At 68.1% G+C, this 23085-nt stretch carries 18 protein-coding genes; 10 read left to right on the top strand and 8 right to left on the bottom strand.

All coding sequences use genetic code 11. The features are described 5' to 3' along the window. Nucleotides 1-6 precede the first annotated feature (6 nt). Complete coding sequence (locus AC1DQR_RS10450) at nucleotides 7-438, top strand: DUF1841 family protein (RefSeq protein WP_416050456.1); 432 nt, start codon at nucleotides 7-9, stop codon at nucleotides 436-438. A gap of 145 nt (nucleotides 439-583) precedes the next feature. Further along, nucleotides 584-1873, top strand: coding sequence for a phospholipase A (locus tag AC1DQR_RS10445; protein WP_477132960.1), 1290 nt, complete (start codon nucleotides 584-586; stop codon nucleotides 1871-1873). 21 nt (nucleotides 1874-1894) lie between these two features. On the opposite strand, the gene AC1DQR_RS10440 is transcribed toward AC1DQR_RS10445, so the two are convergent. Together AC1DQR_RS10440 and grpE are read right to left on the bottom strand one after the other, a co-directional pair. Next, nucleotides 1895-2335 (bottom strand): thioredoxin family protein, encoded by a 441-nt coding sequence (locus tag AC1DQR_RS10440; protein ID WP_477132959.1) that lies wholly within the window; start codon nucleotides 2333-2335, stop codon nucleotides 1895-1897. A gap of 89 nt (nucleotides 2336-2424) precedes the next feature. Beyond that, nucleotides 2425-2982: a nucleotide exchange factor GrpE gene (gene grpE, locus AC1DQR_RS10435; protein ID WP_477132958.1), complete on the bottom strand. Its 558-nt coding sequence runs from the start codon at nucleotides 2980-2982 to the stop codon at nucleotides 2425-2427. Nucleotides 2983-3256: 274 nt separating this feature from the next. On the opposite strand from grpE, the gene AC1DQR_RS10430 reads away from it, so the two are divergent. Beyond that, nucleotides 3257-3412, top strand: coding sequence for a hypothetical protein (locus tag AC1DQR_RS10430; protein ID WP_416048059.1), 156 nt, complete (start codon nucleotides 3257-3259; stop codon nucleotides 3410-3412). Nucleotides 3413-3453: 41 nt separating this feature from the next. Here the strand turns inward: AC1DQR_RS10430 and AC1DQR_RS10425 are convergent, their stop codons facing one another. The 3 genes from AC1DQR_RS10425 to hrcA form a co-directional block, all read right to left on the bottom strand. Next, nucleotides 3454-3849 carry an RNA-binding S4 domain-containing protein gene (locus tag AC1DQR_RS10425; protein WP_416048058.1) on the bottom strand — a complete coding sequence of 132 codons (396 nt, stop codon included), beginning with the start codon at nucleotides 3847-3849 and terminating at the stop codon, nucleotides 3454-3456. A 33-nt stretch (nucleotides 3850-3882) separates the two neighbouring features. Beyond that, on the bottom strand, nucleotides 3883-4998 hold the full coding sequence (gene hemH / locus AC1DQR_RS10420; protein ID WP_416048057.1) for a ferrochelatase: 1116 nt from the start codon (nucleotides 4996-4998) through the stop codon (nucleotides 3883-3885). 112 nt (nucleotides 4999-5110) lie between these two features. Continuing rightward, a complete protein-coding gene (gene hrcA, locus AC1DQR_RS10415; protein ID WP_043344856.1) occupies nucleotides 5111-6148 on the bottom strand; it encodes a heat-inducible transcriptional repressor HrcA in 1038 nt (345 codons plus the stop codon). A gap of 114 nt (nucleotides 6149-6262) precedes the next feature. On the opposite strand from hrcA, the gene AC1DQR_RS10410 reads away from it, so the two are divergent. The 4 genes from AC1DQR_RS10410 to AC1DQR_RS10395 all read left to right on the top strand — a co-directional run bounded on the left by AC1DQR_RS10410 (nucleotide 6263) and on the right by AC1DQR_RS10395 (nucleotide 11254). Next, nucleotides 6263-7180 (top strand): NAD kinase, encoded by a 918-nt coding sequence (locus AC1DQR_RS10410; protein WP_174422855.1) that lies wholly within the window; start codon nucleotides 6263-6265, stop codon nucleotides 7178-7180. A gap of 72 nt (nucleotides 7181-7252) precedes the next feature. Then, complete coding sequence (gene recN, locus AC1DQR_RS10405; protein ID WP_416048056.1) at nucleotides 7253-8977, top strand: DNA repair protein RecN; 1725 nt, start codon at nucleotides 7253-7255, stop codon at nucleotides 8975-8977. Nucleotides 8978-9016: 39 nt separating this feature from the next. Next, nucleotides 9017-9454 (top strand): hypothetical protein, encoded by a 438-nt coding sequence (locus tag AC1DQR_RS10400; protein WP_174422857.1) that lies wholly within the window; start codon nucleotides 9017-9019, stop codon nucleotides 9452-9454. Between the two features lie 129 nt (nucleotides 9455-9583). Continuing rightward, nucleotides 9584-11254, top strand: coding sequence for a S8 family peptidase (locus AC1DQR_RS10395; protein ID WP_416048055.1), 1671 nt, complete (start codon nucleotides 9584-9586; stop codon nucleotides 11252-11254). A gap of 73 nt (nucleotides 11255-11327) precedes the next feature. On the opposite strand, the gene rrtA is transcribed toward AC1DQR_RS10395, so the two are convergent. Both rrtA and glnE read right to left on the bottom strand, forming a co-directional pair. Further along, nucleotides 11328-11963: a rhombosortase gene (gene rrtA / locus AC1DQR_RS10390; RefSeq protein WP_416048054.1), complete on the bottom strand. Its 636-nt coding sequence runs from the start codon at nucleotides 11961-11963 to the stop codon at nucleotides 11328-11330. Further along, nucleotides 11960-14800 (bottom strand): bifunctional [glutamate--ammonia ligase]-adenylyl-L-tyrosine phosphorylase/[glutamate--ammonia-ligase] adenylyltransferase, encoded by a 2841-nt coding sequence (gene glnE / locus AC1DQR_RS10385; RefSeq protein WP_477133046.1) that lies wholly within the window; start codon nucleotides 14798-14800, stop codon nucleotides 11960-11962. Before glnE ends, rrtA begins: the two co-directional genes overlap by 4 nt. Nucleotides 14801-15028: 228 nt before the next feature. On the opposite strand from glnE, the gene AC1DQR_RS10380 reads away from it, so the two are divergent. From AC1DQR_RS10380 to tldD, 3 genes are all read left to right on the top strand, one after another. Then, nucleotides 15029-19357, top strand: coding sequence for a YhdP family protein (locus AC1DQR_RS10380; protein WP_477132957.1), 4329 nt, complete (start codon nucleotides 15029-15031; stop codon nucleotides 19355-19357). 66 nt (nucleotides 19358-19423) lie between these two features. Continuing rightward, on the top strand, nucleotides 19424-20281 hold the full coding sequence (locus AC1DQR_RS10375) for a carbon-nitrogen hydrolase family protein (RefSeq protein WP_416048052.1): 858 nt from the start codon (nucleotides 19424-19426) through the stop codon (nucleotides 20279-20281). Between the two features lie 112 nt (nucleotides 20282-20393). Beyond that, nucleotides 20394-21854 (top strand): metalloprotease TldD, encoded by a 1461-nt coding sequence (tldD, locus tag AC1DQR_RS10370; protein WP_043344843.1) that lies wholly within the window; start codon nucleotides 20394-20396, stop codon nucleotides 21852-21854. Nucleotides 21855-21899: 45 nt separating this feature from the next. Here the strand turns inward: tldD and AC1DQR_RS10365 are convergent, their stop codons facing one another. Next, nucleotides 21900-22955, bottom strand: a complete 1056-nt coding sequence (locus tag AC1DQR_RS10365) for a class I SAM-dependent methyltransferase (RefSeq protein ID WP_477132956.1) — start codon at nucleotides 22953-22955, stop codon at nucleotides 21900-21902. Nucleotides 22956-23085: the final 130 nt, after the last annotated feature.

The following is a 23085-nucleotide window of genomic DNA, read 5'->3' as shown; positions in this document are numbered from 1 at the left end:
GCCATCATGTTCAATCCCTCCCGCGAAGAAGTCCGCCGTTTTTTCTGTGAAGCCTGGCAGAAGCAACGCGCAGGCAGCGTCCTCACCCCCCTCGAAGTCATTGCCGTCGACTGGATCGGCGAGCATCCCGAGTATCACAGCCTGCTCACCGACACGGAGGGCGCGCTCACCCAGGACTACACGCCTGAAGGCGGCCAGACCAATCCCTTCCTGCACCTCGCCATGCATCTGTCGATTTCCGAGCAGGTTTCCATTGACCAGCCCCCCGGCATACGCCGCGCCTACGAATCCCTGGCGCAGCGCCTGGACTCACAGCACGAAGCGCAGCATCAGGTCATGGAATGCCTCGGCGAAATGCTCTGGCAGGCGCAACGCACCGGTTTGCCGCCGGATGGCGAGCAATACATTGCCTCGATCCAGCGCCGCGCGACCCGCTAGGTGACATCCCAGCCCCGAGTTGGCTGGGTACAAATCATCACAAAATTCTGGCGCATGGCGTGATAGGCACGTGATAGGCTGTGCCGCGTAACAATATCCAGCCGCGTGCGCATCACCTCTTCACGAGGATGCGCTGCCGCCTCCCATGCTCAGCACGCTCAAGCCCGAGATCCGCCGCGCCACGGCCAAGCCTCCCGCTCTCCTGCTCGCCCTCGCCCTCGTGGCGGCCGGGCCGCTATCGAGCCATGCTGCCGTTGCGCTGCGGCAACCGCCGAAGGTGGTCGACGGCACCAAGCCCCTGACCCTGACCTTGTTGCTGAGCGCTGACGGCGCGAGCCGCAGCTTCCTGGTCCCCCAGGCGATCGACGTCACGGCTTCGGCCGATCTGCAGGCCCCTGTCAGGCTCAGCATGCGGCGCGCCACTGCGGGCCCCTCGACGATCAAGCTGCGCAAAGGCGAGCACCGCACCGTCGAGTACAGTGCGCCGTTGCCGCCCAACCTGCGCGGCGTGGTCCGACTCGATCCCGTGGACATCGACGCCGCGCCTGTGCTGGTCACGCTCAACCGCGCCCCGCGCGCCGACGATCCGCCATCGGCCCAGGTCGCGGCGACCCCGGCACCCACCACAAGCGCCGAAGGAAGCACCCCTGCAGCGCCGGTTGTGCCCGTCATTCCCGTAGCAGCCACCAGCCAGGCGTCGCCCGTCCCGGCAGACCTGCGCGACCAGGGCCGGCTGACCTTCAACGACCCGATGTACTTCCTGGTCGGGGCGCATGGCGGGGCCAACGCCAAGTTCCAGTTCAGCTTCAAGTTCCGCATCTACCAAGGCGAGAATCCGGCTTCGCACGGCTTGCTTGAGAACCTGTACTTCGGCTACACGCAGTTCTCCCTGTGGGATCTGTCGAGCGACTCACGGCCGTTCCGCGACACCAACTACCGCCCAAGCCTGTTCTATTACCTGTCGGATACCGGCGTGCAGAACCGCGTGATCAGCCGGCTCTCGCTCGCAGCTGGCCTGGAACATGAGTCGAATGGCCGCGATGGCGCCCAGTCGCGCAGCATCAATACGGTGTTCGTCAAACCCACGTTTTACCTGGGGGACATGAGCAACTGGCACTGGAGTGTGTCGCCCAAGCTGTACTACTACGTCGAGAAGAACGACAACTCGGACATTGCCAGCTATCGCGGCTACATGGACCTGAAACTGGCCTACGGCAAGCCGGACTCATGGGAGTTCGCCACCACCCTGCGCAAAGGCACGCAGAAGCATTACGGTAGCGTCGACGCATCGGTGACATATCCGCTGGCCAGGCTGATCCCCGGCACGGCGGGTTACCTGATGGCAGGCTATTTCATCGGCTATGGCGAGAGCTTGCTGGACTACAACCGCAAGCTGCCTTGGCAATTCCGGCTGGGATACGCGCTGTCACGCTGACGCGCGGACACGCGGACACGCCTAACCGGCCAGCGGCTTGCCGCTAGCCTTCAGCCGTGCGTTGGCCACCGCTGCGGCAAACTGGCCCTGCCCATGCCAGCCGGTGGCCCGCCCCAGCTTCTTGCCCTTGTGGAAGAACATGAAGACCGGAATGCCGTGCAGGCCGAATCGCTTGCCCATATCCGGGTGCGCATAGACGTTAGCGTGCAGCCAGTGCAGCTCCAGCGCCCGCACCGGGTCTGGATTGGCCAGCATGGCTTTCTTGGCCATCTCGCAATTGAAGCAGTCTACGCCCCAGAAAAACACGCAGACCAGTGCATCGCCGGCGGCGGCGATAGCGCCATCAATGCCGGCGCCGTCCACCTCGCGCATGCCGAACACTTCGAAGGCGCGATGGTTTAGGTGCGCCGCCGGATCCACAGTGATGTCGGGCGTGACGGCATTGTCTGGCTTTGTGCACATAGATGTCTCCGGCAATAAAAAACGCCCGGGCCAGCGGCACCGGGCGTTGCTTTTGCCAGCCCGCCGGGCGGACCGCAAAGAGGTAGCGCTTACTTGGGTGCGGACACCGTGACCAGCGCCGGGCGCAGCACGCGATCGGCGATCGTGTAGCCGCGCTGCAGCACCGTGACCACGGTGTTCGGCTCCTGCGGGGCCGGCACCATCGAAATGGCCTGGTGGCGGTGCGGGTCGAACTTCTCGCCAACCGGGTTCAGCTCGACGATCTTGCCCTTCTCGAAGGCGCTGACGAGCTGGCGGGCGGTCAATTCGACCCCTTCGCGCAGCTTGGCGATATCGCCCGACCCGTCGGCCAGTGCCGCCTGCAGGCTGTCCATCACGGGCAGCAGATAGTCGGCAAAGGTCTCGATGGCGAATTTATGAGCCTTGGCGACGTCCTCCTGGGCGCGGCGGCGAATGTTCTCGCCTTCCGCGGTAGCCCGCAGGAACATGTCGTAGTTCTCCTTGGCCTTGGCTTCAAGCGCGGCCAACTGGGCCGCCACGTCCACGGCGGCGGCGTTATCGGCCTGGTCGGCCGGGGCGGTGTTCAGCTCCTCGCTGGCTGGCGTGAGCGGCGGCGTGGTGGATGGCGTCTGCTTCTGTTCTTCCATGTCGATCCGTATAAAACAAAGGCGCGGCCTGCCTAACGCAGGCCGCCGGGTGGTCAATCGGCAAATGTAGCCTGCAGTTGGTGGCAGGCCCCCGGATTTTCAAGAGCGCACCGCGACAGTGCACTGAAACACAAGGTTACAAAGCGGGGTCTACGGAAATAGGGGTCATATTGCTTTGCTGCAGCGCACCCCCTAAGATGAAACCGTATAAAAATGACAAAAATAACGGGGTCGAAGATGCAACTCAAGTGGGGCCACTCTCGAAAGGTTAGCCATGCATAAGCTGCCTGTTCTGACGGTCTTCCTTCTCGCCGCATTATCGGTGATGACAGTCTTCATCTGCCTCTCCGGCGCCTTCACGCCGCGAGACACCGAATACGGCAGTGGCAAGGCGGTATTCAAACACTACATCGTTCCCTACGTTCGCTGACCCAGCCGGGTGAGTCCGTACAGCTTGAATCGCCGTGCGCCTCACCCCCTGACGCCGTCGATCTGGCGGCGATCGCGCTTGGTCGGGCGCCCCTGCAGCTTCGATGCAGGTTCGACGTTAAGCCGCCGGTTCTCGGCATCCTGCCGCCGACGCGCCTCGCTGGCCTCGGTTTCCGCATAAAGCGTCTGGGCTACCGCGGCCGGGCCGCGTAATCCCGCAATCCCTTTCACCACGACTTCCCAGCGTTGCTGGTGCGCCTCCAGGACGACGGTGTCGCCCGGCTTGACCTCGCGCGAATTCTTGCACGCCTGGCCGTTGACCTGCACCTTGCCACGGTCCACCGCCTCGGCGGCCAGCGAGCGAGTCTTGAAGAAGCGCGCGCACCACAGCCATTTGTCGATGCGCAGGCGGGCATCGGCCTCGAAAGATACGCTCATCTCGTCACCTCCATCCGTTGGGCAGCGCCGCGCTCAAGCTGCGGCGCCACGCGTGTGCGCATGCGTGCGGCGGGCCTCCAGCTCATGCGGATGCGGTAGCCGCAGCGGCCAGCCCTGCAAGTGCTGCAAGCCGATCTCCGCCAGCCCCGCAATCCAGCTTTCCGAATCGTTGAGGCAAGGAATGTAGTGGAACACCTTGCCGCCTGCCACGTGGAACTCGGAGCGCCCTTCCATGGCGATCTCTTCCAGCGTCTCCAGGCAATCAGCCGGAAAGCCCGGGCAAAACACGTCTACCCGGCCCGTGCCGACCTTGCCGAGCTCCTGCAGGGTGGGCGCGGTATAGGGCTGCAGCCATTCCGCCTTGCCAAAGCGCGACTGAAAGGTGACCTGATACTGCCCCGGCTGCAAGCCCAGCGCCTCGCCCAGCAGACGCCCGGTCTTGAGGCACTCGCAATGGTAGGGATCGCCGAGCTCCAGCGTGCGGCGCGGCACGCCATGAAACGACAGAATCAGCTTGTCGCCGCGCGCGAAATCCGGCGTGCCATGCTGCGCCCAATATGCCCCCACCTGCTGGTGCAAGGCGGCAATATAGGCCGGATGGTCGTGGAAATGCTTGACCAGCCGCAGCTCTGGCTGGTTTCGCCACTGCTTGAGTACCCGGAACACCTCGTCGAAGCCCGTCGCCGTGGTAGTGCCGGAGTATTGCGGATACAGCGGCAGCAGCAGGATGCGCTCGGTCCCCTGGCGGCGCAGCGCTTCCAGCACCGAGCCGATCGAAGGATTGCCGTACCGCATGGCGCACGCCACCGTCACCTCATGGCCTTGCTGGTTCAGGAGCAGTTGCAATGCGTGAGCCTGGCGCTCGGTGTGCACCAGCAGCGGGGAACCCGTCATATGCGCCTCCCGCAGCCAGATCGACTCATACTTCATCGCCGAGGCGCGCGAGCGCAGCGGCACGATGATGCCGTACAGCAGCGGCAGCCACGCCGCGCGTGGGATCTCCACGACGCGCGGGTCGGACAGGAACTGCTTGAGGTAGCTGCCGACCGCCTTCGGCGTTGGCGCATCCGGCGTGCCAAGGTTGATCAGCAGGATGGCCGTGCGCGGCGCCTGGCCATGCTGGTAGGCCGGTTCAGGGGTGAACGTCATGTAATTTCCGGTGTGGCGGGGCGGCGCGGGCACAGGGCGCGCGGCCGCCAGGTCTCGCCGAGCTTACAGGATGAGGGGAACAGGCAGTTTGTGAGACCGGGCCGGGCCAACACTAGTTCTGGCTGAGCGCGCTGGACAACAAGCGCGCGGTGATGTCAACGATCGGGATCACCCGCTCGTAGGCCATGCGGGTCGGCCCGATCACCCCGAGCGTGCCGACGATCTGGCCGTCGACTTCGTAGGGCGCGGTAATGACCGCCATGTCTTCGAGCGGCACCAGCTTGCTCTCGCCGCCGATGAAGATCTGCACGCCCTGGGCGTGGCTGGAGACATCGAGCAGCTTGAGCAGGCCGGTCTTGTGCTCGAACACGTCGAACAGGCGGCGCAGCTTTTCCATGCTGGAGGACAGGTCTTCCACCTCCAGCAGCTTGCGCTCGCCCGAGATGAAGACGTGGTCGTCCTCCCCCTCGGCCATGGCATTGCTGCCCGCCTCCACCGCGGCCTGCATCAGTTGCGACATATCCATGCGCAGCGCCTGCAGCTCGCCGCGCAGGTGGTCGCGCACATTGTCGAAGCTCATGCCGGCAAAGTGCGAGTTGATGAAATTGGCGGCTTCGACCAGTTGCGACGGGGAATACGGCAGCTCGGTCTGGATGATGCGGTTCTGCACGTCGCCCTCGGGGGTGACGATGATCAGCAGGATGCGCTTGTCCGAAAGCCGCATGAACTCGACCTGCCGGAACGCCTGGGCGCGCCTGGGGGTCATCACCACGCCGGCGAACTGCGACAGGTTGGACAAGGTGTGCGCCGCCGACGTGATCATCCGCTGCGGCCCGAGCTGCTGGCCGTGCAGCTGGCCCCGGATCTTGCCGGTCAGCTCGGCCAGGTTGAGCGCGCCATCCAGCGGCTGGGCGGTCAGCATGGTGTCCACGAACAGCCGGTAGCCGCGCGGCGTGGGGATACGCCCGGCCGAGGTATGCGGGCTGGCAATGAACCCCATTTCCTCCAGGTCGGACATCACATTGCGGATGGTGGCCGGAGACAGGTCGAGCCCCGAGTACTTCGACAAGGTCCGTGAGCCCACGGGCTGCCCCTCGGCGATGTAGCGCTCGATGAGGGTTTTGAGAAGCGTTTTCGCACGTTCATCCATGATGCTCCTGATTTTACGCAAGTTTTCACCATTCGGGCGGCTCATCGGCGATCCGGCCCGGCGCCGAGCGCCCTCCTGCTGACAATGGTCACGGCGGTATGGTCTAATCCCGGCATGTCTTCGCTCCCCAAGCCCGGCGCCGCGCGCGCCCCATTTCGCACCGTCGCCCTGATCGGCAGGTACGCCACAGCCGGCATCGAGGGCCCGCTGGAAGAGCTGGCCGCCTGTATCCTCAGGAACGGCCAGGATGTGGTGTTCGAGCGAGACACGGCCCTGGCCACCGGGCTGACCGACTATCCGGCGCTGGCGCCCGACGAGATCGGCAAGCATGCCGATGTGGCGGTGGTGCTCGGCGGCGACGGCACCCTGCTGGGCCTGGCGCGCCAGCTGGCAGGCTACCCGGTGCCGCTGATCGGCGTGAACCACGGGCGCCTTGGCTTCATGACCGACATCCCGTTGCAGGACGTGCATTCGGTGCTGCCCGACATGCTGGCGGGCCGCTACGAGTCCGAGACCCGCATGCTGCTGGAGTCCCAGGTGGTGCGCGACGATGGCGTGATCTTCTCCGCGCTGGCCTTCAACGACGTCGTGGTCAACCGTTCCGGCATTTCAGGCATGGTCGAACTGGCGGTGTCGGTGGACGGCCACTTCATGTACAACCAGCGCTCCGATGGCCTGATCGTCTCCACGCCGACCGGCTCGACCGCCTATGCGCTGTCGGCGGGCGGCCCGATCCTGCACCCGACATTGTCGGGCCTGGTGCTGGTGCCAATTGCCCCGCATGCGCTGTCCAACCGCCCGATCGTGCTGCCGCACGACGCCGAAGTGTCGATCGAGGTCGCCACGGCGCGTGACGCCAGCGTGAACTTCGACATGCAGTCGCTGACCTCGCTCTTGCCCGGCGACCGCATCGTGGTGCGGCGCTCGGCCAAGACCGTCAACCTGCTGCACCCGATCGGCTACAACTATTACGCCACGCTGCGCAAGAAGCTGCACTGGCATGAGTACCCGAGCGAAGACAACCGGCTCTGATCCGCCCCGGCCCGCACCGATCCGGCCCAGATCCATCCCCTGACATCACCCAGCCCCGACCCGTCGACCACGATGCTGCGCAGCCTGTCCATCCGCGATTTCGTCATTGTCGATACCCTCGACCTCGACTTCTCCCCGGGCTTCACCGTCTTCACCGGCGAGACCGGCGCCGGCAAGTCGATCCTGATCGATGCGCTGGCGCTGGTGCTGGGTGAGCGCGCCGACGCCGGCGTGGTCCGCGAAGGCGCCGCCCGGGCCAGCATCAGCGCCACCTTTTCCACCCCGGCCGGGCTCGACGCCTGGCTGGCCGAACACGATCTCACCGGCGACGAAGGCACGGTGCTGCTGCGCCGCACGGTCGACGCCAGCGGGCGCGGCAAGGCCTTTATCAATGGCGCCGCCGCCACGCTGGGCCAGCTGCGCGACATCGGCGACCGCCTGGTCGATATCCACGGCCAGCATGCCCATCAGCTGCTGCTGCGCCCGGACGCCCAGCGCCTGCTGCTCGATGCCCATGCCGGGCTCACCGCGCAGGCCGGCGCGGTAGCCGAAGCCTGGCGCTCGTGGCGCGCGTGCGTGCGCCAGCGCGAAACCGTCGAGCACCGCTCGCGCGAGATGCAGCTGGAACGCGAGCGGCTCGAATGGCAGGTCGGCGAGCTCGAGAAGCTGGCGCCGCAACCGGGCGAATGGGAAGACATCCAGGCCGAGTACAACCGGCTGTCGCACGCCGCTGGACTGATCGAAGGCAGCCGCGCTGCGCTCGAGGCGTTGTCCGAGGCCGATGGCTCGGTGCTGTCCGGGCTGAACAGCGTGGTGCAGCGCCTGCGGCAGATGGCTGACGTCGACCCCGCGCTGGGCGACGTGCTGGCGGCGCTGGACCCGGCACTGGTCCAGGTCGAGGAGGCCGCGCACTCACTCAACCGCTACGTCGACCGGATCGACCTGGACCCCGAACGCTTGCAGGTGGTGGAGGCGCGCATGCAGGCGCTGCACACCACCGCGCGCAAGTACCGCATGCCGCCCGAGCAACTGCCAGACGAACTGATGGCGCGCCGCCAGCAACTGGACGATCTCCAGTCCGCCCAGGACCTGAACAAGGCGATGGCGCGCGAAGCCGCGGCCCGCGCCGCCTACCTCACCATCGCCCAGCACCTCGGCGCTGCCCGCAAGGTGGCGGCCGAAAGCCTGTCGGCCGCCGTGACGGATGCCATGCAGGGCCTGTCCATGGCGGGCGGCAGTTTCGCGGTGGCGCTGCACCCGCTCGACGAAGGGCAGAGCCACGGTCTGGAACAAGTCGAATTCCTGGTGGCAGGCCATGCCGGCGTCAGCGCGCGCCCCTTGGCCAAAGTGGCGTCGGGCGGCGAGCTGGCCCGGATCAGCCTGGCGATTTCTGTCATTACCAGCGAGGCCGCGCCCACCCCCACCCTGATCTTCGACGAAGTCGACACCGGGATCGGGGGCGCGGTGGCCGAGGTGGTGGGCCGCCGCCTGCAGGAACTCGGCCGCGCCCGCCAGGTGTTGTGCGTGACCCACCTGCCGCAGGTGGCCGCCCAGGCCGGCGCCCACCTGCTGGTCAGCAAGGAGACCAGCCAGCGCGACGGCACGGGCTCGGTCACCCGCTCGCGCATCCGCGCCCTCGACCCCGCCGGCCGCGTGGTCGAAACCGCACGCATGCTGGGTGGGACCACGGTGACGCCCACCACAGTGCAACATGCCGAGGAGATGCTCGCGCAAGGCCTGCGCGGCACCACCGGCACGGCCCGGGAGGCGCGCCGCTCGCGGCGCAGCGCAGGCTGACAGCCTGCGCCCTGGCCCGTAACCATTCAGGAGTTTCCCATGTCACTCGGCAAACAGCCGCACTCCCGCTCACTGGCTCGCCCGCTGCGGATCACCGCCGCCTGCGGCCTGCTGGCCTTGCTGGCCCTGACCGCCTGCCAGGCGCAACAGCGCCCGTCCGCGCCACCGCTCAACAGCATCAGCGCCGATCGCGCCGTAGGCGATATCATGGTGCGGTTCTCCGCGCCCCCCGTCACCGTGTCCGAAGACGCCGATCGCTTGCTGGCGTCGATTGCCGGGCCGATCCGCTTCGTCGTCAAGCGGCCCATGTCAGGCGGCGTGTGGCTGGTCACCGCGATCTCCGCGTCGGCCGATGCCACGATCGACCAGGCGCTTGCCACGCTGCGCGGCACCCCTCGCATCGAGCTGGCCGAACCTGACCGCGTGCTCAAGCCGAACCGCACCCAACCCGTCGGCCGCGACATGCCGGCGAGCTGAATCCGGAGGCGGCCCGACTCCTGTCGTCGGAATGCATGGCTTGGACGTTGAAGGCTGAAGGTCAAAGGTTGAAGGTTGAATGCTGTAACCGCGGTCAGTCCGAAGCGGGCTCAACGGGAGAACGTAGACATGCAGGAACAGCGTCAATTCCAATCTGGCGAAACGCGGCGCGTGGCGCCCCATGCCGCCCTGCTGCTGGCGCTGGGCGCCGCCCTCTGGCTGGGTATGCCGGCCGCAGCCGGCGCGGCCCCCGACCCCGCCGCGCGCCCCGCGCCGCACTACACCGGCAGCTTCATCGTGCGCTGGCGTGACGGCAGCACAAGCACGACCACCGGCGCGAGCGAAAGCGCTGCTGCCAGCGGCTTGTCCGAGCGCATGCTGAGCGTGCGCCAGAGCACCGGCGTGGCGCTCTCGGTCAAGCGCCAAATGGGCGGCAGCCTGCAACTGCTGAGCGTCTCCGGCAGCGATGCCGCCGACCCTGAAGGTACCGCCGCCCGGCTGCGCCAGGATCCGCGCATCGCGGAAGTGGTGCCGGACCGCTGGCTGCGGCTGCACGACACCGTCCCCAACGATCCCGAGTTCGCGCTCAACCAGCCCTACCTCGGCACCCCCGCCCAGGTGGTGGGCGGCGTGAACCTGCCGCCCGCATGGGACCGCACGCGCGGCAGCAGCAGCCTGGTGATCGCCGTGCTAGATACCGGCTACCTGCCACACCCCGATCTCGCCGGTCGCATTGTGCCCGGCTATGACTTCATTACCGATCCGTCCATCGCCAACGACGGCGATGGACGGGACGCGAATGCCACCGACGCCGGCGACGGCGTGCCGGCGGGCTTCACCTGCCCAGGCACCACCACGCCGACCACGACCGCAACCAACAATAGCTGGCACGGCACCCGCGTGGCAGGCACGCTTGGCGCACTCACCAATAACGGGGTAAACATCGCCGGTGTGGACTGGAACGCCCGCATCCAGCCGGTGCGCGTCTCCGGCCGCTGCGGCGCGCTGCTCTCGGACACCGTGGATGGCATGCGCTGGGCCGGCGGCCTCTCCGTACCCAATGTGCCGGCGAACCCCACCCCGGCGCGCGTGATCAACGTGAGCCTGGGCGGCGGGACCTGCTCCAGCATCGAGCAGCAAGCCGTGACCGACCTCGCCGCGAATGGCGTGGTAGTCGTCGCCGCCACCGGCAACAGCGCCGGCGCGGTCGAGGCGCCCGCCGACTGCACCGGCGTGGTCGCCGTAACGGCACATGCCAATGACGGCGAAAACGCCAGCTATGCCAATGTGGGGCCGCAGGTTGCGCTGAGCGCGCCGGGCGGCGGCTGCGGCAACTCCAAGGTGTCGGGCGGCAAATGCTCGGTGGCGGAGTCGTTCATCCGGACCCTGTCCAATGACGGCACCACCTCGCTTGGCAACTACAACGTCATCAACTCGCAAGGCACCAGCTTTGCCGCGCCGCTGGTATCGGGCGTGGTGTCGCTGATGCTCGCCGCCAACCCGGCCCTCACGCCCGCCCAGGTGCTTGCCACCTTGAAGAGTTCGGCACGGCCCCATCCGGCCGGCACCTATTGCACGGCCGCCGCCAACGCCGGCATCTGCGGCGCGGGCCTGCTCGATGCCAATGCTGCCGTGGCGGCCGGCACGCAGGTGGTCCAGCCGGCGCCCGCTGCGCCAACCACCTCCTCGGGTGGTGGCGGCGGCGGCGCGATTTCGTGGCCGCTCGCGCTCGGGCTGGGCGCGCTTGGCTTGCTGTTGAACTGGGCCGGACGCCGCCGGCGCCCCGCGCGGTCGTGCTGAAACCGCGCTGAATTCGCGGCGAATTCACGGCGCACCGTCCGGCCTGCGCCGGCCGCGCCCCTTGTCCGCGCGCCTATGCCGGTGGCTCGCCCCGGCGGCGCTGCCACCACTCCTGCACCAGCCATAGCCCCAGGCCGGCCAGCGCGCCGGCCGCGTGCGAGATGCGCACGACCCCGAACCCCCACTGCGGGTCGAACACCACGGGCGCGAGCCATGACTGCTCAAGCCAGGTCTTGACCAGCACGCCGAGGCAGAGCGCCACGCCGAGCACGCGCGACACGCCGCTGCCATAGAGCAGCCGCAGCCCGCCCCACAGCGCCAACCCGTGCAACGCGCCGGACAATCCGCCATACCAGCCTACCGACGGCACCCGGCACAACGCCAGTTGCACCGCAACGCCGCAGGCGAACAGGACCGCCAACATGGCGCCGGCGCGCGTCTCGCGGCCAATCAGCAGGAACAGGCCCGCGGCGGCCAGCAGGTCCGCCAGCCAGTGCTGCCAGCCAAGGTGAACCCACATTGCCGTCAGCAGGCGCCACCACTGGCCCGCCACGCCGTGGCCCATGACCGCATCGCGCAGATAGAGCCCGTGCGCGTGCAGCCACGGCATGAAGGTAAAAGCGGCACCCAGGGCGGCCGTGAGCGCCAGTACGGCCAGCACGCCCGGCCATCCCGGCCGGCGCGCCGCGCCAGCCGCCGGCACGTTCATTTGCCGCCGGCGGCAAGCGGCTCGCCGAACACCGCTTGCCAGAGGGTGCGCACGTGTTCCGCCTGCTGCGCCACCAAGGCCGGCGGAACACGTGCGTGAACCTGCCCGTCCAGGCGCAGCTGGTGCTGACGGGCACGGAACAGGCGATAGGCATCGCCCACTTCGCGCGCCAGCGTGGCATCGATCAGGCCGATTTCGCCGGCCGTGCGCAGCAGCGCGATATTGCCGGCATTGCGCGTGAGCGCGGGATGATCGTGGCTGTGCAGCAGCACGAGGTACTGCACCGTGAACTCGATGTCGACCATGCCGCCGCGATCATGCTTGAGGTCGAACAATCCGCTTGGGTTGGGATGGCCATCGGCCACCTTGTGGCGCATGGCGACGATCTCGCCGCGCAGCGTGGCGGCGTCGCGCGGCTGGCGCAGGATCTCGTCGCGCAGCCTTTCGAAATGCGCGCCGATCTCGGGGTCGCCCGCGCAAAAACGCGCGCGGGTAAGGGCCTGGTGCTCCCACACCCACGCGGTGTTGTCGCCCTCGCGCTGCTGGTAGCGGCGAAAGCCCTCGAAGCTGGTCACCAGCAGCCCGGCCTCGCCGTTTGGGCGCAGGCGCGTGTCGACATCGAACAGCGTGCCGGCGGCGGTATGGCTGGTCAGCCAGGTGATCAGGCGGCGCGCGTAGGCGGCATAGACGTCAGGCGCGCGCTCGTGCTCGTCCTCGTAGAGGAAGATGATGTCGAGGTCGGAGGCATAGCCCAGCTCCTTGCCGCCCAGCTTGCCGTAAGCGATCACGGCAAAGCGCGGCTGCTCGGCATGGCGGGTCGCCAGCTGGCGCCAGACGGCCTGCAGGGTCACCTCGAGCATGGCATCGGCCAGGTCCGACAGCCGGTCGGCGATCTGCTCGACGGTCAGCATGCCTTGCAGGTCCTGCAACAGGATGCGGAAGGTCTCGGCGTGGTGCTCGCGGCGCAGGATGTCCATCTGCGCTTCGATCTGCCCGTCGGCTGCGTCGAGGCGCGTGGCCAGGCGGCCGCGAAAGCCGGCCCAGTCGGGCGCGCCCGCCAGGGCATCGCTATCGAGCAGTTCGTCGAGTAGTTGCGGGTGGCGGGTCAGGTAGGCGGCGGCCCAGCTTGATGCGTGCAGCGTGTCGGCCACGCGCGCCATCGCCTGCGGGTACTCGGAAAGCAGCGACAGGTAGGACGCGCGGCGGCTGATGGCATCCAGGAAATCGACAAAGCGGGCGATGGTGCGGTCGGCGTCTTCCTGGCGCGAGGCCAGGTCAAGCGCGCGGTTGACCAGCAGGTCAAAGCGCACCCGGCTGGGCTCGGACAGCGCGCGGTAACGCAGCGAGCCGCCAATGGCGCGCAGACGGTCGAGCAGCCCGGTGCAATCACTGAAGCCGGCTGAGGCCAGGCGTTCGCACGGCGGTTCATCCTGTTCTTCCTGGATCAACGCCGGCCACAACGCCTCGCACGGCGCGTGCGCTTCATCGGGGTCCGAGAAGGTGGCCTCGAACTGTTGCGCCACCGGATCCTGCAGCGACGCCAGCCGCTCGAGCAAGGCCGGCCAGTCGGCGCAGCCCATCATCTTCGCCACCGCCAGCTGCTCCTCTTCCGAGGTTGGCAGGTGGTGCGTCTGGGCATCGTCGCGATACTGCAGGCGGTGCTCGAGCTGGCGCAGGAAGCGGTAGGCGTGCGCCAGTTGCTCGGCCTGGCCTGCAGGCAACAGCCCATGCTCCACCGCCACCGTCAACACCTCCAGGGTGGGCCGGATGCGCAGCGCCGGGTCCTGGCCGCCGCGGATCAGCTGGAAGACCTGGGCCATGAACTCGATCTCGCGGATACCGCCGCGGCCGAGCTTGATATTAAAGGCACGCTGGTTGACGCGCTGGCCGCCGCCTGGCGCCGCCAGCCCGCCGCTGCGCTTGGCCGCCTCGGCGCGGATCTGCGCATGCAGCGAGCGGATCGCCGCAATCACGCCGTAGTCGAGGTAGCGGCGGAAGACGAAGGGCGTGGTCAGGCTGGCCAGTTGCGCGGCGGTACGTTGCGCATGCGGGGTATCCAGCGCCGACACCACCCTGCCCTTGATCCAGGCGTAGCGCTCCCACTCGCGGCCCTGCACCATCAGGTATTGCTCCAGCATGCCGAAGCTGCAGGCCAGTGGCCCGGCGTCGCCGTTGGGGCGCAGGCGCATGTCGACGCGAAACACGTAGCCGTCTCCGGTCACGTCGGCTAGCAGGTTGATCAGGCGCCGTCCCAGGCGGATGAAGTATTCGTGATTGGACAGGCTGCGTTGCCCGCCACGCGTGTCGCCGTCTTCGTCGTACAGGAAGATCAGGTCGATATCGGACGACACGTTGAGCTCGCGGCCACCCAGCTTGCCCATGCCGACCACCACCAGCTCCTGGACTTCCCCACTGCTCTGCCCGACTGGACGGCCGTAGGTCGGGGCGAGGTCCGCTTCCAGCATGGCCAGGCCGTACTGGATGCCGAGCTCGGCCAGATCCGTCATCGCGCCGGTGACTTCGCCCAGCGTCGACTGCCCGCGCAGATCGCGCTCGATCACCACGCACATCACTTCCGCGCGCAAGCGGCGCAGCGCGCGCTTGATGGCGTCGTCCACATCGGCCGACGGCTCATGCAGGACCTTGAGCCGTGCCTCCATCCAGGCGCGCGTGAGCGGCTGGTCGCGCGCGAGCGCGACGATTTCGGCCAGCTCTGGACGGGCCTGCACCATGCGGCGGGTGTAATGGGAATAGGCGGGCGAGTACAATGCCATGCCGGCGCAATCGACCGGCACGAGTTCAACGGCGGCCACCACCGCGAACGGGCCGGTGGCCATGTCGGCCACGGCCTGCCTGGCAGCGCTGGAAGTGTTGCCGGGCGCATGTTCGCCGGCAGCGCCATCGGTTGCAGCGGTCTCGGGCGCGGCTGCGGAACTCGTCGGATCAGTGGAAGTCATTCCTGTTACTTGGTAGCGCGTGAGCCGGCCCTTGGCCGGCGCGCGCGTTATGCACGGCCGGTCAGGCACCGAATTGGAGAGCGCCTAGTATTGTCGGATAATCTGCGCATGTCCAGCCGCGCCACCCCACCTGCCGATCCCTCCGCCGCCACCGCCGGCGGCACGCCGGCACGCGAAGGGGCCGCCGGTGCAGGCTCACCCCCATCGCAGCAAGGCAACCTGCGCGCGCTTGCGTTTGTGCGTGCTTGCGGCCGCGCCCTGCTCGCAGGCTTGCGCCATCCCGTCTGGCGCGGCCTGGGACGCGTGCTGGTGCGCCTGGCACTGGCGCTGGTGCTGCTGGCGCTGCTCGCCGGGCTCCTGATCCGCTTCGTGCTCTGGCCGCAGGCCTCGGCCGCCCGCACCTGGCTCGAGCAGCGCGGCTCGGTGGCGCTCGCGGCCCATTTGAGCATCGGCCAGCTGGATACCTACTGGGATGGCTGGCACCCCGCTTTCCATGCCCGCGACGTCAAGGCCATCGATGCCGAGCAGCGCGTGCTGCTGGCGGCGGGCGAGCTTGACGGCAAGCTGTCATGGCGGTCTCTGTTCAGCATGGACGTGCTGTTCCAGCGGATCTCCGCCAGCCGGACCGACCTGCTGATCCGCCGCTCCGCCGACGGCAAGCTCAAGGTGGCCGGCATGGCCGTGGATACCACCGGCGCCCAGCCGCAGGACAACCGGCTGTTCGACTGGCTGCTGGCCCAGGGCAAGGTCGAGCTCACCGACGGCAAGCTGCGCTGGCTCGACGACAAGAACAAACTGCCACAACTGGACGTGGGCGATATCCAACTCAGCGTGCAGCGCCACGGCTCGCGCCACACGTTCAAGCTCGAAGCGCAATCGGCCACGCTTGCGCCACGCCCGCTGGTGGTGCAGGCGGACTTCCGCCATGAGTACCTGCACCGCACCGGCGACTGGCACAACTGGTACGGGCAGGCCAGCTGGGACCTTGGCCGGCTGGAGCTCCCGGTGCTGCAGCGCTATCTCGCGGTCTTCGACCGAGTCACGCGGGGCACCTTCAGTACCGACGGCACCATCGAGTTTCGCGGCGGCCAGATCACCCGCAGCCAGGCCCGGCTGCGCGCCAGCAGCGTGGACCTGAAGCTCTCCGGCGCGCCCGAAGCGCTCAAGCTCGCCAGCGCCCAGGCCTTTGTCCTGCACCGCGCGGGGCGCGACCGCGACAACATCGTCACCATCGACACCCTGCTGTGGCAGCCCGAGCCGGCGGAAGGGCCGGCCGTGCCACCGGCGCAGCAAGCGCAGGCGGCTTCCGCAGCCGCGGCCTCCCCCGGCGCCGCCAGCGCGGCCGCCGGCCTGGCCAGCGGCGAAGGCGCCTGGCGCGAAGGCATGCGCAAGGTAGTGGTCGGCTGGGCCACCGACAACAAGGGCGCGTTGCGCAAGTTCACGCTCAAAGCACCCACCTTCGACCTGAACACCGTGCGCGCGCTGGCCACCTCGCTGCCGCTCGACACCGCTTTGTCGCGCCAGCTGCGCGCGCTCCAGCCCTCCGGCCATGTCGACAACCTGGACGTGAACTGGACCCGGGATCGCCAGGGCATGCTGAGCCGCCGCGATGGCCAGCGCCACTTCAACGTGCAGGGCACGCTGCGCAGCGTCTCGGTGCTTGGCCAGCCCGCCAACCCGCCCGTCGGCCCGAACGGCAAGCCGCACCTGGGCGTGCCGGGCTTTTCGCGGATCTCCGGCAGCTTCAGTTTCGACGAGCGCCAGGGCAGCGCCCGTTTTGAAGGCAACAATGCCGCGCTGATGCTGCCGGGCATGTTCGAGGATCCGCGCCTGTCGTTTGACCAGATCAACGGCGAAGTGCGCTGGACCAATGACAATGGCAAGCTGGCGGTGCGCACCGACGGCGTGCAATTCGCCAATGCGGATACCGCCGGCAGCGTACGCGGCACATGGCACGCCGGTGGCGACGGGCACGGCGGCATTGCCGACCTGACCGGCGAGCTGACCCGCGCCCAGGTCAGCCGTGTGCCGCGCTACCTGCCCATGGGCATACCCGCCTCCACGCGCCAGTACCTGGCTGGCGCCCTGGTCGGCGGCGAAGCCAGCGACGTCAAGTTCCTGCTCAAGGGCGACCTGGAGCACTTCCCCTTCCACAGCCCGTTCGAGGGCGCCGGGGACTTCCGGGTCGAGGTGCCGATCCAGCATGTCAGCTACCAGATCGCGCCCCATGTGAGCGCGCCGGCGGGCAGCGTCGCCAGCGCCAGCAATGGCGGCAAGGCCTGGCCGAACTTCACCGACATCAGTGGCCACTTGCTGTTCGAGCGCGGCGGCCTGTCGTTCGTCGCGCAGCGCGCCGGCGTGCAAGGCGCCACCGGCGTCACGCTGCAGGACGTCAATGGCCGCATCGCAGACCTCGGCGAGCATGGCCGCCTGGTGCTGGATGGCAGCGCCAGCGGGTCGATGGCAGGCTTCCTGCGCTTTGTCGCCGCCAGCCCGGTGCGCGACTGGACCGGCCAGGTGCTGACGGATATGCGCGCCCAGGGCAACGGCGAGCTTCGCCTCAAGCTTGACCTGCCCCTGACCGAGGCGCATGCGACCAAGGTCGACGGCCAGTTCCGGCTGCCCGGCAACGAGGTGGTGCTGATCCCGCAATTGCCCGTGCTGGCCGGCACCACCGGCGTCGTCGCTTTCAACGAGCACGGCTTCCAGCTCAACGACCTGCGCGCCCGCTTCCTGGGCGGCGAGATTCGCGCCGGCGGGGGCAGCCAGCCCGACGGCACGATCCGGGTCAATGCCGGTGGCAACCTCACCGCCCAGGGCATCCGCGAGGCGTTTGGCGCCTCGCCGGCGGCCGGGCTGGTACAAAAACTGGAAGGCAGCACCAACTACAGCGCCGTGATCGGCGTGCGCGATCACCAGCCCCAGATCACGGTCGCATCGGAGCTGGCCGGGCTGGCGGTGAACCTGCCCGCACCCATGGCCAAGAGCGCGGCGCAGGCCGTGCCAATGCGCTTTGAGCTGCGCCCGGCATCCGCCCGCGCCGGCAGCGAGGAGATGCTGGCGCAATACGGCAACGTGCTCAATGCACGCTACCTGCTGCGCCGCAATGGCGACGCAGTGGAAGTGCAAGCCGGCGGGATCGGCATCGAGCAGCCGGCACCGCAGCCCGCCAGCGGCGTCACCGCGGCGCTCACGGCCAGCCGCTTCGACCTGGACGCGTGGCGCGCGTTGCTGGCGGAAGCCGGCAAGGCCAGTGCAGGCAATGCCGCACCGGTGTCCGCCTACCTGCCGGAACGCATTTCCGCGCGCGCGCGCGCGCTGCACGCCTTTGGCCGCGAGTTTGACGATGTCGTGCTCGAGGCCACCCGCGAAAGCGCTGGCTGGGGCATGCAGATCGAGTCCCGCCAGGTGGCGGGGAACCTGCGCTGGCGCAGCGATGCGGCCACCCCCGCAGGCGCGCTCACGCTGCGCCTGTCGCATCTGAGCATTCCGGACACGGGCGACGCCGCCAGCGCCGGCGACCCGCTCGACGGCGGCACCAGCGACCTGCCCGCGCTGGACCTGGTTGCCGAGCGGTTCGAACTGCACGGCCGCGACTTCGGCAAGCTGGAGGTCAAGGCGCGCTCCAGCGAAGACGGCGGCGAGCCCGTATGGACACTGGACCGTCTGGTCATCGAGCAACCGGGCGCGACATTTACCGGCAGCGGCAGCTGGCGCTTGCCGCGCCGGGTGCGCGAAGGCGCTGCCGCCGAGCGCCGCACGCTGCTCGACTTCAAGCTCGACGTGCGCAACGGCGGCCAGGTACTCGAACGCATGGGCCTGCCCCACATGCTGGCTGATGGCCACGGCACCTTCGAAGGCCGGGTCGGATGGCGCGGCTCGCCGCTGTCGATCGACTACCCTACCTTGTCGGGCCGGATGAAGCTGCAGCTGGAGAATGGCCAGATCCTCAGCGTGGACCCTGGCGCGGCCAAGCTGCTGGGCGTGCTCAGCCTGCAAGGCCTGATGCGGCTGGCCACCTTCGACTTTCGCGGCGTGGCGGGCCAGGGCATGGTGTTCGACGAGATCACCGGCACCGGCACGATCGAGAACGGCGTGGCCAGCACCAAGGACTTCGCGCTCAAGGGCGGACAACTGCGCGCCTCGATGACCGGCAGCGCGAACATCCCGCGCGAAACGCAGGACCTGAACGTGACGGTCGTGCCGCGCATCAACGCCACCTCCGCCTCGGTGGCGGCGGCGTTCATCAATCCCGCGCTCGGCATCGGCACACTGGCGGCGCAGTTGCTGTTCGCAGACGAATTCTCCAAGGCCTTCAGCCGCCGCTTCCATATCAGCGGTGGCTGGGCGAACCCGCAGATCATCAAAGTGGGGGAGAATAAGACCGATTCGCCGCCCGTGCAGGGTTTGTTCAATCGTGTCTACCCGGCGCCATAACCGTAGCGACTGGCCCTGCCGTCCGAGCCCCGCCGCGCAGCCGCCGCAAGCCAAGGAAACCGCTTCATGACTGCAAACGCCTCCGCATCAGCACCCAGCGCGGCCCACGGCGCGACCCCTTTTCGCGTCGCTGCCATCCAGACCGTCAGCGGGGTTTCGCCCGAGGCCAACCTGGCCCGCGCCGACGCGCTGATCGCGCAGGCCGCCAAGGGCGGCGCCGAGCTGGTGCTGCTGCCGGAGTACTTCTGCATGATGGGCCTGCGCGAAGGCGACAAGGTAGCCATCCGCGAGCGCGACGGCGACGGGCCGATCCAGTCATTCCTGGCCGACGCCGCGCGGCGCCACCGGATCTGGCTGGTCGGCGGCACCCTGCCCTTGTGGTGCGAGGACGAGGCCCGCGTCTACAACACGTCGCTCGTCTACGACCCGCGCGGCGAACGCGTGGCGCGCTACGACAAGATCCACCTGTTTGGCTTCACCCGCGGCAGCGAAAGCTACGACGAATCGCGTACCATCCTGGCCGGCCAGACTCCGGTCAGCTTCGAGGCGCCCTGTGGGCGGGTCGCCATGTCGGTCTGCTATGACCTGCGCTTTCCGGAACTCTACCGACAGCTCGCGGCGGGCGGCGGTACCAGCTTGATTTTGATGCCGGCCGCCTTCACCTACACCACCGGCCAGGCGCACTGGGAGATCCTGCTGCGCGCCCGCGCCATCGAAAACCAGTGCTATGTGCTGGCCGCCGCACAGGGTGGGAAGCACGAGAACGGACGGCGCACCTGGGGCCACTCGATGCTGATCGACCCCTGGGGCGAGGTGATGGCGGTGCTGCCGGAAGGCGAAGGCGTGGTAAGCGGGCTGATCGACCCCGCGCGCCTGGACGAGGTGCGTCAGAACCTGCCTGCGCTGCGCCATCGGGTGCTGTAGCATGTACAAGCAATGACCTGGCCGATTCCCCAATTCCCCGGAATCGCCAGCATCCCAGATTTTTACGCGGCGGCGTCATTTCGCCACCGCGGCACGACGATAAAGGACAACCATGAACGCCGGCGACCTCGGAATCCGCAACCTCGCCACCGCCCAGCAATTGCTGCTGGCGCCCTACGGCCTGGACGAAACCAACCTGCAGCGCGTGCTGGCGGACATCTTCACGCATAAGGTCGATTACGCCGACCTCTACTTCCAGTACACCCGCAACGAAGCGTGGAGCCTGGAAGAAGGCATCGTCAAGTCGGGCAGCTTCAGCATCGACCAGGGCGTTGGCGTGCGCGCCGTGTCCGGCGACAAGACCGCCTTTGCCTACTCCGACGACATCAGCCTGGACGCCTTGCTCAAGGCCGGCGCCGCAACCCGCACCATCGGCCGCGCTGGCAGCGGCCGCGTCAAGGTGGCGAGCAAGATGGCCTCCCAGGGCGGGCGCAACCTGTACTCGCCCAATGACCCGCTGGACTCGATGGACGCCGCCGAAAAGGTGGCGCTGCTCGAGCGCGTGGAACGCATGGCCCGTGCCAAGGACCCGCGCGTGGTGCAGGTGATGGCTGGCCTGGCCGGTGAATACGATGTGGTGCTGGTGGCGCGCAGCGACGGCGTCATCGCCGCCGACGTGCGCCCGCTGGTGCGGGTCTCCGTCACGGTGATCGCCGAGCAGAACGGGCGCCGCGAGATCGGCTCCTCCGGCGGCGGCGGGCGCTATGCCTACGGCTATTTCACCGATGAGCTGCTGCGCCAGTACGTGGACGAGGCCGTGGCCTCGGCGCTCGTCAACCTCGAGGCGCGTCCGGCTCCCGCCGGTGCGATGACCGTCGTGCTCGGCCCGGGCTGGCCCGGCGTGCTGCTGCACGAGGCCATCGGCCATGGCCTGGAAGGCGATTTCAACCGCAAGGGCTCGTCGGCCTTCGCCGGCCGCATGGGCGAGCGCGTGGCGGCCAAGGGCGTGACGGTGGTGGACGACGGCACACTGGCCAACCGCCGCGGCTCGCTCAACCTCGACGACGAGGGCAACCCGACCCAGTGCACCACGCTGATCGAGGATGGCATCCTCAAGGGCTATATCCAGGACACGCTCAACGCGCGCCTGATGAAGATGCCGGTAACCGGCAACGCGCGCCGCGAGAGCTACGCCGCGCTGCCGATGCCGCGCATGACCAACACCTACATGCTCAACGGCAACCGCGACCCGCAGGAGATCATCGCCAGCGTCAAGCGCGGCCTCTACGCGGTCAACTTCGGCGGCGGTCAGGTTGACATCACCAACGGCAAGTTCGTGTTCTCCGCCAGCGAGGCCTACCTGATCGAGGACGGCAAGATCACCGCCCCGGTCAAGGGCGCCACGCTGGTCGGCAACGGCCCGGAATCGCTCAAGGACGTCACCATGATCGGCAACGACATGCGCCTGGACTCGGGCGTGGGCGTGTGCGGCAAGGAAGGCCAGAGCGTGCCGGTAGGCGTGGGCCAGCCGACCCTGCGCATCGAGAACATGACGGTGGGCGGCACGGCCTGATTGCCGTCCCGCAGGCTGGGCAGGTCGGGCGCGGTCCCTAGCCGTTCAGGGCCGCGCCTCGTAGATCAGGTTGAACGGCGTTTGTGCCGCCCGGCGAAAACGCGAAAACCCGCCCTGCTGCACCACTGAGCGCATGCGTGCCTCGCCCGACTGGGCGCCCAGGCACAGCCCCACCTCCTGCGAGCGCGACGCTGGCGTGCAGATGAAGGTCGAGGCCGAGTAAAACACCCGCCCGACCGGGTTCAGGTTGTCTTCGAGCCGGTCGTTGGCGAAAGGCTCGACGATCATCCAGGTGCCGTCCGGGCGCAAGGTCTCGCGCACATGCGCGGCGGCGCCGACCGGATCGCCCATATCGTGCAGGCAGTCGAACACGGCCACCAGGTCGTAATCCTTGCCGCCATACTCCTTGGCTTTTGCCACCTCGAAATGCACGCGGTCCTGCACGCCGGCGCGCGCTGCCGCCTCGGTGGCGAAGCGGATCGACGGCTCGTGGTAGTCAAAGCCGTAGAACTCCGATGCCGGATACGCCTGCGCCATGATGATGGTGGAGGCGCCATGCCCGCAGCCCACGTCGGCGACGCGAGCACCAGCCTGCAGCTTGGCCTGCACACCGTCCAGCACGGGAATCCATTCCGCCGTCAGGTGCGCCGCATAGCCCGGACGGAAAAACCGCTCGGTGCCGTGAAACAGTGACGGATCGTGTTCATGCCAGCCCAGCCCGCGCCCATTGCGAAAGGCGTCAACGATCTTGGGAATCGCCTTGAATTGCGCGACGGCGATCTGGAAGGCGCCGGGAATAAAGGCGGGGCTGCCCTCCTGGGCCAGCGCGAAGGCCTGCTCCTCGGTCAGGCTGAACAGATCGGTGGCCGGGTCGTACGCGACATAACCGCTGGCCGCCTGCGCGGACAGCCACTCGAGCAGATAGCGCTCATCGGTATGGGTTTTCTCGGCCAGCACCTGCACTGTCATCGGTTTCTCGGCCAAGGCTTTGTACAGGCCAAGCGTATCGCCGACCACGATGGTGGCTGCATGCATCACCGCGCCCAGATCCTGGACGAACTGCCCCATGAAGGCGTTTAGCCTCCCCTCATCGATCGCCATGATGTTTCCCTCCCCCTCAGCCCCGCGTGCCTGAGCTGCCCGGCACGCCGCGTTCGCCTGTCTTCCCCCCGGGCAAACCGGTGCAGGCGCCGCCGCCGCACTGCGGTGCGCGCTGGCGACGCCTATACTG

The organism is Cupriavidus sp. 05L411 (assembly GCF_056398045.1).
This window is presented reverse-complemented; position numbering and strand designations above follow the sequence as displayed.

What these genes read in the sequence shown, in the direction of transcription:
- AC1DQR_RS10450 (WP_416050456.1), top strand. Translation starts at nt 7, where the DNA reads ATGTTCAATCCCTCCCGCGAAGAAGTCCGCCGTTTTTTCTGTGAAGCC.
- AC1DQR_RS10445 (WP_477132960.1), top strand. Translation starts at nt 584, where the DNA reads ATGCTCAGCACGCTCAAGCCCGAGATCCGCCGCGCCACGGCCAAGCCT.
- AC1DQR_RS10440 (WP_477132959.1), bottom strand. Translation starts at nt 2,335, where the DNA reads ATGTGCACAAAGCCAGACAATGCCGTCACGCCCGACATCACTGTGGAT.
- grpE (WP_477132958.1), bottom strand. Translation starts at nt 2,982, where the DNA reads ATGGAAGAACAGAAGCAGACGCCATCCACCACGCCGCCGCTCACGCCA.
- AC1DQR_RS10430 (WP_416048059.1), top strand. Translation starts at nt 3,257, where the DNA reads ATGCATAAGCTGCCTGTTCTGACGGTCTTCCTTCTCGCCGCATTATCG.
- AC1DQR_RS10425 (WP_416048058.1), bottom strand. Translation starts at nt 3,849, where the DNA reads ATGAGCGTATCTTTCGAGGCCGATGCCCGCCTGCGCATCGACAAATGG.
- hemH (WP_416048057.1), bottom strand. Translation starts at nt 4,998, where the DNA reads ATGACGTTCACCCCTGAACCGGCCTACCAGCATGGCCAGGCGCCGCGC.
- hrcA (WP_043344856.1), bottom strand. Translation starts at nt 6,148, where the DNA reads ATGGATGAACGTGCGAAAACGCTTCTCAAAACCCTCATCGAGCGCTAC.
- AC1DQR_RS10410 (WP_174422855.1), top strand. Translation starts at nt 6,263, where the DNA reads ATGTCTTCGCTCCCCAAGCCCGGCGCCGCGCGCGCCCCATTTCGCACC.
- recN (WP_416048056.1), top strand. Translation starts at nt 7,253, where the DNA reads ATGCTGCGCAGCCTGTCCATCCGCGATTTCGTCATTGTCGATACCCTC.
- AC1DQR_RS10400 (WP_174422857.1), top strand. Translation starts at nt 9,017, where the DNA reads ATGTCACTCGGCAAACAGCCGCACTCCCGCTCACTGGCTCGCCCGCTG.
- AC1DQR_RS10395 (WP_416048055.1), top strand. Translation starts at nt 9,584, where the DNA reads ATGCAGGAACAGCGTCAATTCCAATCTGGCGAAACGCGGCGCGTGGCG.
- rrtA (WP_416048054.1), bottom strand. Translation starts at nt 11,963, where the DNA reads ATGAACGTGCCGGCGGCTGGCGCGGCGCGCCGGCCGGGATGGCCGGGC.
- glnE (WP_477133046.1), bottom strand. Translation starts at nt 14,800, where the DNA reads ATGGCCACCGGCCCGTTCGCGGTGGTGGCCGCCGTTGAACTCGTGCCG.
- AC1DQR_RS10380 (WP_477132957.1), top strand. Translation starts at nt 15,029, where the DNA reads ATGTCCAGCCGCGCCACCCCACCTGCCGATCCCTCCGCCGCCACCGCC.
- AC1DQR_RS10375 (WP_416048052.1), top strand. Translation starts at nt 19,424, where the DNA reads ATGACTGCAAACGCCTCCGCATCAGCACCCAGCGCGGCCCACGGCGCG.
- tldD (WP_043344843.1), top strand. Translation starts at nt 20,394, where the DNA reads ATGAACGCCGGCGACCTCGGAATCCGCAACCTCGCCACCGCCCAGCAA.
- AC1DQR_RS10365 (WP_477132956.1), bottom strand. Translation starts at nt 22,955, where the DNA reads ATGGCGATCGATGAGGGGAGGCTAAACGCCTTCATGGGGCAGTTCGTC.